Source organism: Nocardia sp. NPDC127579, assembly GCF_042672005.1.
Lineage (GTDB): Bacteria > Actinomycetota > Actinomycetes > Mycobacteriales > Mycobacteriaceae > Nocardia.
The window spans coordinates 1-14,617 of sequence record NZ_JBHXVZ010000011.1; the positions used below are offsets into that span (position 1 = coordinate 1).

Annotated in this window: 17 protein-coding genes; 5 read left to right on the plus strand and 12 right to left on the minus strand. The window is 67.5% G+C overall.

The window, feature by feature from the left end; genetic code table 11:
* From ACFVMC_RS29645 to ACFVMC_RS29670, 6 genes are all read right to left on the minus strand, one after another.
* A partial coding sequence (locus ACFVMC_RS29645; protein WP_379215711.1) for a 4Fe-4S dicluster domain-containing protein occupies positions 1-1,163 on the minus strand: 1,163 nt, incomplete at its 3' end.
* A gap of 170 nt (positions 1,164-1,333) precedes the next feature.
* Positions 1,334-2,062 carry a DJ-1/PfpI family protein gene (locus ACFVMC_RS29650; RefSeq protein WP_379216080.1) on the minus strand — a complete coding sequence of 243 codons (729 nt, stop codon included), beginning with the start codon at positions 2,060-2,062 and terminating at the stop codon, positions 1,334-1,336.
* Positions 2,062-2,745: an NAD(P)-dependent oxidoreductase gene (locus ACFVMC_RS29655; RefSeq protein WP_379215713.1), complete on the minus strand. Its 684-nt coding sequence runs from the start codon at positions 2,743-2,745 to the stop codon at positions 2,062-2,064. The genes ACFVMC_RS29650 and ACFVMC_RS29655 overlap by 1 nt, the downstream gene beginning before the upstream one ends.
* Positions 2,742-3,362, minus strand: a complete 621-nt coding sequence (locus ACFVMC_RS29660) for a TetR/AcrR family transcriptional regulator (protein ID WP_379215715.1) — start codon at positions 3,360-3,362, stop codon at positions 2,742-2,744. The genes ACFVMC_RS29655 and ACFVMC_RS29660 overlap by 4 nt, the downstream gene beginning before the upstream one ends.
* 53 nt (positions 3,363-3,415) lie before the next feature.
* Positions 3,416-4,822, minus strand: coding sequence for a serine/threonine-protein kinase (locus ACFVMC_RS29665; protein ID WP_379215717.1), 1,407 nt, complete (start codon positions 4,820-4,822; stop codon positions 3,416-3,418).
* A 34-nt stretch (positions 4,823-4,856) separates the two neighbouring features.
* The gene (locus ACFVMC_RS29670) at positions 4,857-5,501 is read right to left on the minus strand and encodes a dihydrofolate reductase family protein (protein ID WP_379215719.1); all 645 of its coding nucleotides are present in this window, start codon (positions 5,499-5,501) and stop codon (positions 4,857-4,859) included.
* 60 nt (positions 5,502-5,561) lie between these two features.
* Between ACFVMC_RS29670 and ACFVMC_RS29675 the strand changes: the two genes are divergently transcribed.
* Positions 5,562-6,077, plus strand: a complete 516-nt coding sequence (locus ACFVMC_RS29675) for a winged helix-turn-helix transcriptional regulator (protein ID WP_379215720.1) — start codon at positions 5,562-5,564, stop codon at positions 6,075-6,077.
* 7 nt (positions 6,078-6,084) lie between these two features.
* Here the strand turns inward: ACFVMC_RS29675 and ACFVMC_RS29680 are convergent, their stop codons facing one another.
* Positions 6,085-6,477 (minus strand): nuclear transport factor 2 family protein, encoded by a 393-nt coding sequence (locus ACFVMC_RS29680; protein ID WP_379215722.1) that lies wholly within the window; start codon positions 6,475-6,477, stop codon positions 6,085-6,087.
* 78 nt (positions 6,478-6,555) lie between these two features.
* Here ACFVMC_RS29680 and ACFVMC_RS29685 point away from each other — a divergent pair, with 78 nt between their 5' ends.
* A complete protein-coding gene (locus tag ACFVMC_RS29685) occupies positions 6,556-7,164 on the plus strand; it encodes a TetR/AcrR family transcriptional regulator (protein ID WP_379215724.1) in 609 nt (202 codons plus the stop codon).
* On the opposite strand, the gene ACFVMC_RS29690 is transcribed toward ACFVMC_RS29685, so the two are convergent.
* Both ACFVMC_RS29690 and ACFVMC_RS29695 read right to left on the minus strand, forming a co-directional pair.
* Positions 7,161-7,832 (minus strand): hypothetical protein, encoded by a 672-nt coding sequence (locus ACFVMC_RS29690; RefSeq protein WP_379215725.1) that lies wholly within the window; start codon positions 7,830-7,832, stop codon positions 7,161-7,163. The two genes, ACFVMC_RS29685 and ACFVMC_RS29690, sit on opposite strands and share 4 nt — an antisense overlap.
* A gap of 54 nt (positions 7,833-7,886) precedes the next feature.
* Positions 7,887-8,474, minus strand: coding sequence for a TetR/AcrR family transcriptional regulator (locus tag ACFVMC_RS29695; RefSeq protein WP_379215727.1), 588 nt, complete (start codon positions 8,472-8,474; stop codon positions 7,887-7,889).
* Between the two features lie 109 nt (positions 8,475-8,583).
* On the opposite strand from ACFVMC_RS29695, the gene ACFVMC_RS29700 reads away from it, so the two are divergent.
* Together ACFVMC_RS29700 and ACFVMC_RS29705 are read left to right on the plus strand one after the other, a co-directional pair.
* Positions 8,584-9,426 (plus strand): CoA transferase, encoded by an 843-nt coding sequence (locus ACFVMC_RS29700; protein WP_379215729.1) that lies wholly within the window; start codon positions 8,584-8,586, stop codon positions 9,424-9,426.
* Between the two features lie 10 nt (positions 9,427-9,436).
* Entirely contained in the window at positions 9,437-10,597 is a 1,161-nt protein-coding gene (locus ACFVMC_RS29705; RefSeq protein ID WP_379215730.1) for an acyl-CoA dehydrogenase family protein, read from the plus strand.
* Positions 10,598-10,618: 21 nt separating this feature from the next.
* Here ACFVMC_RS29705 and ACFVMC_RS29710 read toward each other — a convergent pair whose 3' ends face one another.
* From ACFVMC_RS29710 to ACFVMC_RS29720, 3 genes are all read right to left on the minus strand, one after another.
* Positions 10,619-10,906, minus strand: coding sequence for a hypothetical protein (locus ACFVMC_RS29710; protein ID WP_379215732.1), 288 nt, complete (start codon positions 10,904-10,906; stop codon positions 10,619-10,621).
* Positions 10,907-10,926: 20 nt separating this feature from the next.
* On the minus strand, positions 10,927-12,150 hold the full coding sequence (locus ACFVMC_RS29715) for a C45 family autoproteolytic acyltransferase/hydolase (protein ID WP_379215734.1): 1,224 nt from the start codon (positions 12,148-12,150) through the stop codon (positions 10,927-10,929).
* Positions 12,151-13,017: 867 nt separating this feature from the next.
* Positions 13,018-13,170: a hypothetical protein gene (locus ACFVMC_RS29720; protein WP_379215736.1), complete on the minus strand. Its 153-nt coding sequence runs from the start codon at positions 13,168-13,170 to the stop codon at positions 13,018-13,020.
* Positions 13,171-13,914: 744 nt separating this feature from the next.
* On the opposite strand from ACFVMC_RS29720, the gene ACFVMC_RS29725 reads away from it, so the two are divergent.
* Positions 13,915-14,610 carry a hypothetical protein gene (locus ACFVMC_RS29725; RefSeq protein WP_379215738.1) on the plus strand — a complete coding sequence of 232 codons (696 nt, stop codon included), beginning with the start codon at positions 13,915-13,917 and terminating at the stop codon, positions 14,608-14,610.
* Positions 14,611-14,617 lie beyond the last annotated feature (7 nt).

Consider the following 14,617-nt stretch of genomic DNA (forward strand, 5'->3'; position numbering starts at 1 on the left):
ACACACGCACCACAGGTCGTGCACGACCACAACACCTCGGGATCGATGATCCCGTTCACATCCACACCACCGACCAACGGACGCTCCGCCTCGGCTCGATCTCGCTCCGAGATCTGTTGCAGCGCTTCCTCGTCCCCGCCGGCCAGCAGGTAGGGCGCTTTGGCGTAGGTGTGGTCGCGCAGCGACGTGATGAGCAGTTTCGGCGAGAGCGGCTTTCCGGTGTTCCAGGCCGGGCACTGCGACTGGCAGCGACCACACTCGGTGCAGGTCGTGAAGTCCAGCAACCCTTTCCAGCTGAAGTCCTCGATCTTGCCGGTTCCGAACACGGCGTCCTCGCCGAGCTCCTCGACTCCCTCGAGGTCGACCGGCTTGCCCGCGACGGTCAGCGGCTTGGCCGCGCCCAGTGCGACGCCGCCGTCGCCCTCACGCTTGAAGTAGATGTTGAAGAACGCCGAAATCCGGTGCCACGCAACACCCCAGGTGAGTTTGCGGCCGATGATGTAGAGGAACGCCGCTCCCGCGAGCATCTTGACGAACGCGAAGATCGAGATCATCAGCGGACTGTTCGGCAGCACCCGCGCGACCTGCATGGTCAGCGGGTCGGTCGACAGATGGCCGCCGCCGTAGGTCGCGATCTTGCCCGCTTTCACCAGCACATCGCCGAGCCCGTGGATCATCACGATCGTCTCGATGAGATACGCGGCGAGGAAATTCGATCCGCTGAAGCGCGACAGCCGCTCCGGGCGCCGGGGATGGTTTCGCTGCCGGATGACGATCAGCGCGGTGATGCCGATGATCGTGGCGAGACTGAGAATCTCCTCCAGCAGGTGGTAGCCCGCCGTGTTTCCGATGACGGGCCAATGGAATTCGGGATCGAAGGTCTGCCCGTAGGACTCGAAGTAGAAGACCATTCCGAGCAGGAATCCGACCATGATCAGCCAGTGCGCCCAGCCGACACTCCGGAATTTGTTCATCCGGGTGTGCGCGGCGACCTCGACGAACACCGTCGCGAGGCGCGGCAGTACCGGCCGCAGCCGAGACGAATCCGGCGCGCCCGCGCGCAGTACGCGAATCATCCGGCTCAATCCGGTGGCCAGCGCCACCCAGCAGATCACCGTGATGGCGGCACCGATGATCCCGAGTGCGATCGTCGCAGTGCTCATGATGCAGTTCCCCCGCTCGGAGAAGTCCCCACTACCGGCCCCCAATCGTGTTACCGGCCGGTAACTTACGTATCTGGGGTCAACGTATCACCCCGCTCGACGCCGACGGAAGCCGGTGTGAGGTGCGCCGCAATCACACCGAAACCCTGCCACCGACCGCCCGTGCGAGCTCAGATACTCCAGCGAGCCCTGGCTCGCCGAATTGCACTGGCCCACAACACTTTCGAGCCGGACACGAGTTCGCCGTCGAGCTGGCTGGCGGCGACCAGATCAGCGGTGAGCCGGGCCGCGGCGACCTTGGTCCGCGCCGGCGCCTTGCTCGGGTGGCCGGTGCCGAACGGGGGCTGGGGGTCGTACTCGATGGCGAGCTGGACCGCCTCGGCACGGTCACGGCCCGCCAGCTCGCCGATCAACCAGAGGCCCAGGTCCAGTCCCGCCGAGACACCGGCAGCAGTGACGATCCTCCCGTCACGCACGATTCGCTTGTCGCGCTGCGGTTTCGCACCGAGCCCGGCGAGCGCCGACTGCGCTGCCCAGTGTGTGGTGGCGGGGCGGCCGTCGAGCAACCCGGCCGCGGCCAGGATGATCGCACCGCTGCACACCGAGGCGGTCCAGGTGCTGGTCTCATGGACGCGGCGCAGCCACGCGAGCAGCTTCTCGTCGGCGGCGGTCACCATCGTGTTGGGGATCGAGCCGCCGACGAGAACGATGTCCGGCGCGGGCGTCTCGTCGAAGGCGTGGGTGGCGGCCAGGATCAGCACACCACTGTCGGTGGTGATCGGGCCGGGTTCGTGCCAGACGAAACGGAATTCGGCATCGGGGAGCCCGCGCAGAACTTCGAACGGGCCGATCGCATCCAAGGCGGTCATTCCAGGGTAGGCGACGACGGCGATCTGGATCATGCGGACCTCCGTCGGAAGGAGTCGGCGAGCCGGGGTGTTCCGGCCGTGGTGACGACATCGACGCGGGCACGGAGGTGGGCGTTTCCGGTGGCCGCGGAGACCAGGGCACCGGCCAGGTCCGCGCGTGCGGTGTAGCGCCCGGGAATACTCGAGCAGGCCACGCGGTAGTCGGTCGGGCGGCGGCTGTCGAAGAGTCCGGATGCGCGCATGATCGTCCAGTCCAGGTCGCTGCGCTCGACGGCGTGTTCCATGCTGCGCATATCGGCGTAGGCGGTGCGGCCCAGGTTGAGCAGAATCGGCAGTAGGACCCGGCGGAACAGCAAGGTCTCGCCGGGTGCGGCGGTGCCCGCGACGCAGACCGAACTGACGCACACCAGTCGTCGCACCCGGTGGCGGCACATCGCGTGCATGATGTTCCCGATGCCCTCGGTGAAGATCGAGACGGGCTTGCGAGTGTAGGTACCGCCCAGCGCGGAGATCACGGCGTCGTGTCCGCCGACTGCGTCCGCGACCGAATCGCCGTCGTAGGCGTCTGCCCGAACCACACGCAACCGTGGTGCGGCGCAGGGGAATTCGTCGGGACGCCGGACCGCGGCGGTTACCTCGTGCCCTCGATCCAGCGCTTGGCGCACCACGTGCAGGCCGGTCCTTCCGTTGGCCCCGAACACAACGATTCTCATACGTCTCCCCGTTTCCGATATCCGGTCAGCAGCGGCACGACCAAGGCGTCGATGATCCGCTCGTAGTACGCCCCATCGATGGGTTGCTCGCCGTCGAGCAGGCGGTAGAAGATCATGGCGGGCACGACATCGGCGATCAGTTCGGTCTGCGCCGCCGCCGCGATCTCCCCGCGGCGGCGGGCCCGATCCACGATCGCCGTGTACGCGGCCCGGCGCGGCTCCCCGATGACCCGGTCCACCGTGTCCCGAAGTGCCGGATCACGATTGATCGACGCCGCTATCGCAGACAGGAACGCATCCCGCGGACCGTTGCGGTCCGAGTACATCGCGCCCACCGCGAGCAGATCCTCGCGCAGGCTGCCCGTATCCGGCAGCGGCTCGTCCCACGCCAGCAGCCGCACCGCGTCCCGGACCAGCTCCGACTTGTCCTTCCACCGCCGATATACCGTCGCCCGGCTGGCTCCTGCCCGCGCCGCCACCGACTCCATGGTCAACCGGTCGTACCCGACCTCCGGCAGAATCTCGCGGACTGCCGCCAGCAGAGCCCGGTCCCGCTCCGGATCTCTCGGCCTCCCACCGGATTTCGACTTGCTCCCACCAGGCTGCACTGAACTCACAACTCGACGGTAACCCCGAATCGATTACGATACAAGCGTGTTCCGTATCGCAACTACAACCGGGGGATGGTGCGCCACCAACCGAGAAGGTCGTCGAAGGGGCGATCCCAGGTGGAGACGATGGCGCACTGGCTGCGCGGGGTGGTGTCGAAGACGATGGTGATGGCCGAACCGTCGGTGGTGTCGCGCCAGAGGGTGGCCGGGGCGTCGGGGCGGTCGAGGCGTTCGATGTAGGCGTATTTGCCGGGTGGCCCGTCCGGATACAACTCGCGGCCACGCTGGCAGAGGAAACTGTTGGACGGGTTGCCGGACCGGCTCGGGCACCAGAGGCCGAGGCCGGTGGTGTTTTCCGCATGGCAGGTCAACCCGCGGTAGCCGGTGGCTTCGGGAGCGGGGACCGCAGCCCGGGTGGCGGTTTTCGGGATCAGCGCCGGGTACAGGTCGGCGATCCACTGCGCCGAGCCGTACGATGCCGCTTTCCCGGCATCGGAGGAATGACGTTCCCGCGTGGCGATTCCCAGGACGAGGGCGCAGACGACGGCGGCGACGAGCAGGCAGACGCTCACGACGATTTCCAGCGGGGTGCTCTTCGCGGTGCGCACATCGTAGGCCACGGGTTCGGCCCGGAGCGTGGGCTTTTCCGCCGCCGCCCGCTCCGCGGCTTCGGCCAGGGCACGGCAGGTGCGGTAGCGCCGGGCGGGATCCTTGGCCATGGCCGTGGCGATGACCGCGTCGAAGGCCCGCAGCCCCGGGTCGACCGCGGACGGTTCGGGCGGCGGTTCGGTCAGGTGGGCGTGCAGCACCGACAGCGGCGTCGAGCCGGCGAATGGTTTTCGCCCGGTGAGCATTTCGTACAGGGTGGCACCGAGTGAATAGATATCGGCCCGGCCGTCGATGTCGCCGCCCTGGATCTGTTCGGGTGCGACGTAGGCGAGGGTGCCGATCACCGCACCGGTGGTGGTGAGCGCGACCGATTCGTCGAGACTGTGCGCGATACCGAAATCGGTGATCAGGACGTTGTCGTCGCCGCTGTCGGCGACCAGGATGTTGGCGGGCTTCACATCGCGATGCAGCACGCCCACGGTGTGCGCGTGGTCCAGTCCGCGCGCCACCTCCGCGAGGATGTGGACCGCCCGATCCGGCGGAAGCGGCCCGTCATCGAGCAGGCGCGCGACATCGACGCCGGCCACGTACTGCATGGCGATCCAGCGGCGGCCGTGCTCGACGCCACGATCGAACACGGTCACGATATTGCGGTGGGACAGGCGGGCGGCCAGGTCGGCCTCCCGTTCGAAACGTCGCGCGGCCGCGGCATCGGACCCGACGGCGGCGGCGAGGATCTTCAGCGCGTCCGAACGCGGCAACCGCGGATGCCGTGCGAGATAGACCGCGCCCATACCGCCCGCACCCAGCGATTGCTCGATTCGGTAACCCGCGAACCGCGTCCCCCGCTGAAGCATGCCCCACGATAACCGCGTGACTCGCGGCGCGGATTCACTTGCGCCAGAAGAGGTGGTGCACGATCCCACTCGGGCTCGGGACCTGCTCGAGGTGGAAGCGATCCGTGTATTCGGCGGGGCTCTCCCACAGGCGTTCGCCACGGCCGAGGGTGACCGGCGCGACGGCGACATGCATGGTGTCGATCAGGTCGGCCGCCAGGAAGGCGCGGACCGTGGCGACACCGCCGCCGATCCGAACGTCCTTGCCGTCGGCGGCGTCGAGCGCCTGGGCCAGCGCTTCCTTCGGCGACGCGTCGACGAAATGAAAGGTGGTGTCCGACAGTGTGAACGAGGGACGCGGGTGGTGGGTGAGCACGAAGACCGGCGTGTGGAACGGCGGCTCGTCGCCCCACCAGCCCTGCCAGTCGTAGTTCTCCCACGGGCCGCGCTGGGGGCCGAACTTGTTGCGGCCCATGATCTCCGCGCCGATGTTGTTGGCGAAGTCGCGGGTGAGGTAGTCGTCCAGGCCGTAGGTGCCGCCCGGTTCGGTGCGTCCCGGCCAGTGCGCGGTGGCCCCCGCCCACGACATGAGCCGGCTCGGATCGGCGTGACCGAACGGGCGGTCCAGGCTCTGCCCCTCCCCCGCCCCGTATCCGTCCGCGGAGATCGTGAAGTTCTGGACACGAACTATCTGTGTCATGTCGGAGCCCCTTCTGATTGTGAATTGCAAGCAGTTGCGAACGTACCCTAGACTGCTCTTATGTCGCAACCAGTTGTGCATGAAAAGCTGCCGGTGCCGCCGGGCAGATCCGGCTGTCCGATCAATAGGACGATCGAGCTCCTCGGCGACCGCTGGAGCCTGATCGTGCTGCGCGACATCATGTTCAGCGGCAACACCCACTTCCGCGAGCTCCTGACGGGCTCGCTCGAGGGCATCGCGTCCAACATCCTGGCCGATCGCCTGGCCAAGCTGGTGGCCGCGGGCCTGCTCACCCGCGACGACGATCCGACCCATCGCCAGAAGGTCGAATACCACCTCGCCGAGCCCGCCATTCAGCTCGTCCCGGTGCTCGCGCAGCTCGGGGCATGGGGTGCGCACTGGCTCGACACCGCCCCCGAGCTCACCATCCGCGCCGAACTCCTGGCCGCGGGCGGCCCGCCGCTGTGGGAGCGCTTCATGACCGAGCTCCGCGCCACCCATCTCGACCGCGCGCCGTCGCCCGCCGACGGCGTGCTCGCGGAGTTGACCGCCGCCTACGAGGCGCTTGCCGAATGACGGGCGCTCATGATTCGGCCGCCGTTCGCGCGGTGCGAGTGAGCATGTGCGCCTCTCGCATTCGGCCGTCCTCGGTGAAGCGACCGAAGAAATACACCTCGATGGCCAGATCCTTGCCGCGCTGCCGCACGTGCATGGCGTAGCGGGCGGCGATCGAGTCGCCGTCCGCGACCGCGTCGTACACCTCGATACGCGCCTCGGGGCGATTCTTGCGGACCGGGCGGCAGTGGGCGATCAGTTTGTCGCGGTCTATTCGATGCCCGTCGGCGAACTGCACGATATCGGGGGCGTGGAACCGGTCGACGACGGCGGACGCGTCCTCGTCGCTTGCGAGCAATTGCTCGTTGAACGAGCGGTAGAAGTCGGCGATGAATGTCTTCGGGTCAGCGAAAGACGGCACGGATCTCCTCACGAAAGGATTAATTCTTACACGCTGTAAAACGTACAGCTCCGACCTAAATCTGACAAGATGTAAGAGATGAATCCACCACGCAAGCGCCGCGCCGATGCCCGCCACAGTCGAGCGGCGATCCTCGATGCGGCCACCACGGTCCTGAACGACCAACCGGACGCGAGCGTCGAAGCCATCGCCGCCGCCGCGGACGTCACCCGGCAGACCGTGTACGCGCACTACCCGTCGCGCGAACGCCTGCTGCACGCCGTCCTGGCACGGATCACCGAATCGACCGCCGCGGCTATGGACGCCGCGCTCCCCGACGACGGGCCGGCAGCCGAAGCCCTGCTGCGCGTCCTCGACGCGGCGGCGGGCGAATCCGCCCGGTATCCCGTTCTGCTGCAACAGATCAACGCGCTTCCGGCGACCCCGGAGACAGCCCGCGAGCAGCACACTCCGATCGCGGACCGCTTGGCGCGGGTGATCCGGCGCGGGCAGGCAGCGGGCGAGTTCGACGCTTCGCTCCCGCTCGCCTGGTTGGTGAGCGTCACGATCCGGCTCGCCCACGCCGCGGCCGAGGAGGCCGCCGGCGGACGGATGAGCGCCGAGGCGGCCACGCAGGCGCGGACACTCAGCCTGATGCGAGTACTGGGTGCTCGCCGCGCCGGCCAGGCCGGACAGGACCCCGCCTAGCGTCCGACCTCGCCCGTGTACTGCCGCACCGAGAACAAACTGGCGTTGTAGCAATAGGTTTCGGACGCGCGTGGCTGATCGGCGAGTTCGGCCAGCCGCCGGTCGGGAATCGACGGCCAGTTCGCGGAGGTGACCACCTCGATATCGCCGGGCACCCCCTCGACCCGCTGCCGGTGGTAGCCGTCGACCACGACCATCGCCAGCACGACGCCGGGGTCGGCGTGAATCCGCCACAGGGTCGGTTCGTAGGCCTTCAGGACCAGCACCTGCGGACGGATCGTGGCGTGGACATAGATGTCGGCCGTGCCTTCGGGGTGGTTACCGAACGAGTGGTCACTGCTCGTCTCGTACACCTCGATCGCGTGGGTGTCGATCGCACGACCGGCGTCGGGTGGCGGATTGCGGCGCTCGCGCACGCTGTAGCCGCCGTCGAGATCGCAGTCGTGCACGACTACGGGATGTCGCCCGGCGGGGAGCGCGGGTTCCGGTCGCGGCGCCGGGGCCGGTCGCGGCGTAAGGGGCGTCGACGGCGAATCCGGCAGCGGGCACGGCTGGGTGCCGACCGACCCGAAATCCGGGCAGGGGTCCGGTGATCGGCTGAAGCACGCCGCCGACGCGGCCACCAGCAGGACGACGATTCCCACTACACCGAGGCGCTGTCGCCACATGCTTCCTCCCCGAAGCCGTTGGAATTCACAGCACTGTCGACTGTACCGGCGCGCTCACTCCCCCACGCTGATCGAAAGTCGTGGCTTGGCTTCCTCGTTCGCCTGCGCCACCCGCTCCCAGACCGCATCGATCATCGGCGCGAGCAACAGTTCACCGAACTGCCGGACCAGTACCTCGACGATCTGGGTGGATTCGCGGCGGACGGTGGAGGCCAGTCCCGCCTCACGCAGGCCGCTGACCTCGCGGCGAGTCAGCTCGACCAGCGACTCCAGCAGCCGGGTCTGGGTCTCGCCCGGTTCCAGCACGACCCGGCGGACATAGTTCACCACGGCCGGGTTGTCGTGCAGCATGGCGCGCACCGCCGCGTCGCGAGCGGCGGCGACCTCGCCGGGTGTACCCGTGGGCGGGATCGAGGACACGGCGGCGTCGAAGTAGTCGACGATGAGCTGATCGACGGCCTCGACCAGGCCCGCTTTGGTCTTGAAGTGATGCTGCACCAGGCCGAGCGTGACGCCCGCGGCGGCGGCGACCGCGCGCAGCGAGACCCGGGATTCACCGTACTGCGCGAACAGATCCATGGCGGCGTTGCGAATTCGCGCCTTGGCGGTCAGGTCGTCGTTGGTGGCCCGTGGATTCAGCATCTGCTCTCAGTTCGTCGCATCGGCCGATTCTACGTCGCTGGGCACTTGACACTTTATCGATACCATCGACATGCTTACTATACATCTGTATTGTCGAATATCAGTGGAGATGGCAATGACGCAACCCCTCGCCGGTGTCGAGGTCGTATCGCTGGCGGTGAACCTGCCCGGCCCGCTGGCCGCGGCCCGGCTCGCGGAACTCGGCGCCACGGTCACCAAGGTGGAACCGCCTGGCGGCGATCCGCTCGCCGCCGCCGCGCCGGACTGGTACGCCACCCTGACCTCGGCGCAGACCGTCCGCACCCTGGACGTCAAGCAATCGGCCGACCGCACCGAACTCGACCGGCTGCTCGCCAGCGCCGATCTGCTCATCACCTCGATGCGCCCGACCGCGCTGACCCGCCTCGGGCTGGATCGACCGCACGAGCGCTTCCCCCGGCTCTCGCTGATCGAGATCGTCGGTCACGACCAGGACCCCGAGATCCCCGGCCACGACCTCAACTACCAGGCCGTGCACGGCACGCTGCGGCCGCCGCACCTGCCGACCGTGCCGATCGCCGACATGCTCGGCGCCGAGCGGGCCGTCTCCACCGCCCTGGCCGCTCTGGTGCGGCGCGCGGAAACCGGTGCGGGACAACCGTATCGGGTCGCGCTGGAACAGGCGGCGGCCCGCGCGGGTGATGCCGTCCGCTACCGGCTGACGGCACCCGGCGCGGTACTCGGCGGGGCCTTCCCCGGATACGGCGTGTACGAGTGCAAGGACGGCCACATCGCACTGGGCGCCATCGAACCCCACTTCTTCCAGGGCGCACTGGACGTCTTCGGCGCCGACGGCAGCCACGACGGATTCCGGAACGCCTTCGCCGACAAGACCATCGCCGAACTCGAGGAGCTCGCGGCCCGGCACGACCTGCCGCTCAACGGCGTCCTCGCCGCCACCACCGGAAAGTAGAGAAACAACGATGTCGAAACTCTTCCCCGACTACCGGCCCACCTGGGAAACCGACCAGCACCGCGAGCTACGCAAGCACGCCGCCGAGTTCTTCCAGAAGGAGAGCGTGCCCAACCGGGAACGCTGGACCCGCCAGCACATGGTCGACCGCGAATTCTGGAACAAGGCCGGCGACGCGGGCCTGCTCGGACTCGACCTGCCCGAGGAATTCGGCGGCGCGGGCGGTGATTTCGGCTTCCAGGCGATCGTGCAGGAAGAGCTGGTCTACGCGCACGACAACGGCTTCGGCTTCTCCGTGCACTCCCCGATCGTCTCGCACTACATCTACCACTACGGCAATGCCGAGCAGCGCGCGAAATGGCTGCCCGGCATCATCAGCGGCGAACTCGTGCTGGCCATCGCCATGACCGAACCGGGGACCGGATCCGATCTCCAGTCGGTGCGCACCACCGCCATTCGCGAGGGCGACCACTACATCGTCAACGGCTCGAAGACCTTCATCTCCAATGGCACGCATTGCGATCTGCTGGTCATCGTCGCCAAGACCGACCCGTCCCAGGGCTCGGCGGGCGTCTCGCTGATCGTCGCCGAGACCAAGGATCTGCCCGGTTTCGAACGGGGCCGGGTGCTGGAGAAGATGGGGCAGCACGCACAGGACACGAGGGAACTGTTCTTCTCCGACATGCGCGTGCCGGTGGCGAATCTGCTCGGCGCGCAGGAGGGTCTGGGCTTCTACCAGTTGATGGAGCAGCTGGCGCGGGAGCGGCTGATCATCGCCAGCCTGTGCTCGGCGCTGGCCGAAGCCGCCGTGCTCGAGGCGCTGGCCTACTCCCGCGAGCGCGAGGCGTTCGGCCGGCCGATCGGCAAGTTCCAGCACAACGCGTTCACCCTGGCCGAGGTCAAGACCGAGGCACTGGCCATCAAGACGATGGTCGATCATGCGATCCAGCAGTACATCGACGGCAAGAACGATCCGGCGACGGCCTCGATGGCCAAGCTGTTCGCGGCCGAGACCTGCGACAAGGTCGTCGACAAGTGCCTGCAACTGTTCGGCGGCTACGGCTACATGATGGAGTATCCGATCGCCAATATGTACACCGGTTCCCGGGTGAACCGGATCTACGGCGGCACCAGCGAGATCATGAAGGAGATCATTTCGCGGTCGCTGTGAGTCCCTGGTAGAGGGCCATTTTCAGCTCAGAGAGCAGCCGCGGTGGCGCCCGGGGACCACCTGCCGCCCACGCGCGCAGGTAGCCCGGCCCGCCGAGTCATTGGTCGAGTTCGGTTGCCGTGTGGGAGGTTTCGCGGCGGGCGGTGGTGCGCGCCAGTGGTAGCGCAGGGCGAGTAGCCGCAGAGTGACGCCGGCGCCAGGCCGGTAGTGCACGGAGTGCAGCAGGGCCGCGGCGATACCGACGATGTCGAATCGTTTACGCACGGCCGGCAGCGCGCCGGAGGTGGCGAAGGCGAATACACCAACCACCCCACCGGCGTGCTGGACGGTCAGGCCAGGACCGAGTCCATCGAGACCTCGATCGGGTCGGTGCGTCGCACACGCATGTGATTGGTGCCTGGTTCGGGGCCTTCGTCGTGCTGGTGGAACCGGAACCGGTAGCTGCGGGCGACAGGGTCGGCGAGGTAGTTCCACAGGGTGCGCTCGGGCATGCCACCGGCCACTCCGGCGGCGGTGTTGTCGACGAAGGCGCACAGCACGACATCGAGCAGCGCGTTGACATCGTCGGGACTCCAGGGGCCGGAGTGGGCGGCGACGGCGTCTGTGAGCATGCGGTAGCGGACGAACGAGTCGTGTTCCTTGCCCGGATCTACCTGAGGGAAGGACTCGAGGGTGGGGTAGGTGTGCAGGGCGTGGTTGGTCATGACCAGCGGCGCGTTGTCGCAGGCGTCCACGAAATGGTACTGGCGGGTTTTGCCGTCGATCTCGAAAACCGTTGCCGCGCCGGTCGCGTCGGCGATCAGCCAATGCTGACCTTCGGGGGTCGGCACGAAGAAATGCTGGGTGAGCAAAGCTTGCTTGGCCTCGGCGACGGTGTTCGCGGTGGCGAGCACGTACCCGACCAGCTGCATCGAGCTCAGGCCGTGCGCGAATCCGCCCGCGGGGGACGCGCCGGGGTTACCCGCACCCTGATGGTCTACCAGTAGGGCGATCATCAACCCGGCCTCGTTCATGCCGTCGTAGCCGGGGCTGAGCATGTCGTGGGAGCCCAGTTGCAGTGCGGTGCGCCCGGATTCGCTGGTGGTCGACAGCAGCACCGTGCGTGAGCACGACAGATGCTCGTCGGGACCGGCGGGCAGACCGGCGAGCCGGCTCATCCGCAGTAGGTACCAGTCCATGTTGCGTCCGATCAGCGGATGCCCGGTGGTGGTCAGCGCCGCCGGAACGAACACCGCCGAGCATGCCGGGCGCGCGGGACCGTCGTAGGCCAGGATCGACGTGTCGAAGACGGTGTCGCCGGGCGCGAGCCCGAACACCTCGGCCACGCCGCGGGCGCGAGCGGCCAGGGTGGGGTGATTGCGGTCGAGATAGGCCACCCGGGCGGCGGCATAAGCAGGGTCGGCGTAACGGGTCAGCGCGGTGCCGTAATCGCGGCGCGCCAGCTCTGCCAGCTCACGGCCCATCTCCTCATCGGTACCGCGCAGCCGCAACGACCGCACCGACATGTAATCGGCAACGTTCGGGGGAACCAGATAGGAATCCTCGACGATCATGACCGAGCCACCCTTCCGAGTCGATGATGCAGGCAATCTTCAAGCAAACAAAGATTAGTGCAGCCGCGGTGGATCAGCGCGAATGCCGCACCACGCGCACAATGGTCGCTCAAAACTGTTACGCACCACTCGCACAGGTCTGCGGCGGAACCGTCCCCATCGCCACCCACACGTTCCGGAAGATCTGTCTGCACTCGGTGGGATCGCGCGCTTCGAGGTCGGGCTTCGACGACCGGAATGGATCGAACCGCTGGTCGCCTCGATCGTCGTCGGAGTACTGGAATTGGCGGCAGCACAGCAGGGCAGGAACACAATGAGGAGCGGACTGCCCGGGTCGTCCTCACGTTGGACGGCTGATCTTCGTTGCGGGACAATCTGTTCGGGTGTGCGCGGGCCGTTGCCGCGTCGCTGGGCATCGTGCACTCGATGCACCGCGCCGAGGATGTCGATGTCGTCGTCGCCGTCTGCGATCTCGGGCTCGTCATCCGGATCGGCCACGCCCGCCCGGTGACACGGGCCTGGACCGAAATCGTCTACCCCGAGCGAGGATCGGACGGCAGCGAACTCGGCGACCGATTCGGCTGCACCGGCGCAGCCGGCGAACACGTCGTGGTCCGTGCGTCACTGCTGTCCGACGCCGAGGGGCTGCTCGCCGCCGCATCGGCAGCCGTGGCGGTGATTGCGGTCGTCGTGATCCGCCCGTTCGGCGGTGAACCGGAAACGACGCGACCCACCTCCGTCGCCCCCGCGCAGAAGCTGTGCGAGAACCCGGGCGTCCCGGTCGCCCGCGCACGCCGCGACAACACCGATCCGCCACTGCGAGTACAAGACTCCCGCGTCGTCCCGGCTGAGCGGATGGGTCGACTTCTACCCCGCCAGGGTCACCGTCGACGTGTACGAAGCCGCGACCGGCGTCCACCGCGGCCAGCAGACCCAGGAGTTGCGCACGATGCTGACCTGCCCGGCCAACCACACGTTCTTCGGCAACGACATCGCCCGAGAACGAATGGTGGAGGTCACCGAACAGATCGCAAAAGGCATGCTCGAGCCCTACGTCGACGCCACGGTCCCGCGATTCGGCAGTAACTCCCACCGCAACCACGATGCCCGCGCCCCTCCCACCCCGCAGCCCGCTACGGCCTCGCCCTGGTCACCGGCACCGCCCTCGATCTCATCTCCGCTCCCTAGACGAGCACACCCCGGCCGCGGACCGGGCGTGATGCAGGCCGCGGCGTCAGAGACGGCCGTGCCTTCATGGTCGCCGCTAGCCAGGAGATCACTTCCCGCTCGCTGTGAAGCAGCAATTCGGCCTCGATCGGCTGTGGACAACCGCGCTGACTTTGCTCCGATTGCACAAAACAGTGATGTTGAATTGCGTCAGGTGTTATGAAAATTCACAAGAGGTTATCGCAAATATGCGGCCGAGCGGATTGTGGACTTCTACGAAGATAGTTGTTGCGGCCGATGAATAAATCAAAAAATCTCGAACGGCGAAAACGACAACCCGACGGCATGGTGTTATTGGATCGTGCCGAGAGGAGTGCTGGATGAATTCCAGAATCATCCGTCCGCTCGTCGCTGTCAGCGTCGCATTCACCTCTCCAAAATATCTGAAACCCGAGATAACACCGACCTTTTCGGGCCGCTTCACCTATCCGCCGAACAAAGGACCGCCGACCCGTGCCGAGCACTCCAGCATCGCGAACCGCACTGTCCGCCCTCGTACTAGCGGCGGGCGCGGCACTCGTGGCACCCACGCCCACGATGGCTGCCCCGCAGTCCGCCGCGACGCAACCGGGCGTCCCCGCCATCGCCGAGAACGTCCCCTCGGACGCGCTCGCGGCGCTGGCACCGACGATCGTAGGCACCATTTCCGCCCCCGCCCCGATCGCCGACCGCGGACAGGCAGCGATCCTGACCCAAGCCCGTGTGCTGCTGGCAACGCCAGGCATCCCCGCGCAGGTCAAGGCCACCCTCGAGAAGGCCATCACCTTCCTCGACGGCAGCGGCGGCGGCGGACCAGACCTGCCCCCGTCGGACGGCCCGCGCATCGCGCAGTTCCTCTACCCGACCCTCGGTAAGGGCTGCGTCGGCCCGACCTCGGATTCCGTCGGCACCGCGCTGGCGGTCCCCGGCCCGGCCGAACTGCCCCCGCCCGGACCTGCCGCGGGTCAGACCGGCTTCGTCTTCACCGCACTGGGCACGAAAAGCGCTACCGCCGTACAGAATACGCCGATGACGGTGCAGTGGATCAACCTCGACAACCGCCGCACCGGCACCCAACCGCTCACCAACGCGGCAGGCATCAACTCCGACGGCCCGGTCACTCTGTCCGCGATCGCCGACACCGGTCCCGGCCGGATCGCGGCCGTGATCACCGGCTCGCTCACCAGGGCCTCCGCCGATGGTGACCGGACCTGCTCGTTCGCCCCGACCATCGGGTTCTTCTCCGTCGGCTGATTTTCCC

Coding starts and splice junctions, on each gene's coding strand:
- ACFVMC_RS29695 (WP_379215727.1), bottom strand. CDS start 8,474: ATGCTGAATCCACGGGCCACCAACGACGACCTGACCGCCAAGGCGCGA.
- ACFVMC_RS29690 (WP_379215725.1), bottom strand. CDS start 7,832: ATGTGGCGACAGCGCCTCGGTGTAGTGGGAATCGTCGTCCTGCTGGTG.
- ACFVMC_RS29670 (WP_379215719.1), bottom strand. CDS start 5,501: ATGACACAGATAGTTCGTGTCCAGAACTTCACGATCTCCGCGGACGGA.
- ACFVMC_RS29705 (WP_379215730.1), top strand. CDS start 9,437: ATGTCGAAACTCTTCCCCGACTACCGGCCCACCTGGGAAACCGACCAG.
- ACFVMC_RS29685 (WP_379215724.1), top strand. CDS start 6,556: ATGAATCCACCACGCAAGCGCCGCGCCGATGCCCGCCACAGTCGAGCG.
- ACFVMC_RS29725 (WP_379215738.1), top strand. CDS start 13,915: ATGGCTGCCCCGCAGTCCGCCGCGACGCAACCGGGCGTCCCCGCCATC.
- ACFVMC_RS29715 (WP_379215734.1), bottom strand. CDS start 12,150: ATGATCGTCGAGGATTCCTATCTGGTTCCCCCGAACGTTGCCGATTAC.
- ACFVMC_RS29700 (WP_379215729.1), top strand. CDS start 8,584: ATGGCAATGACGCAACCCCTCGCCGGTGTCGAGGTCGTATCGCTGGCG.
- ACFVMC_RS29675 (WP_379215720.1), top strand. CDS start 5,562: ATGTCGCAACCAGTTGTGCATGAAAAGCTGCCGGTGCCGCCGGGCAGA.
- ACFVMC_RS29665 (WP_379215717.1), bottom strand. CDS start 4,822: ATGCTTCAGCGGGGGACGCGGTTCGCGGGTTACCGAATCGAGCAATCG.
- ACFVMC_RS29655 (WP_379215713.1), bottom strand. CDS start 2,745: ATGAGAATCGTTGTGTTCGGGGCCAACGGAAGGACCGGCCTGCACGTG.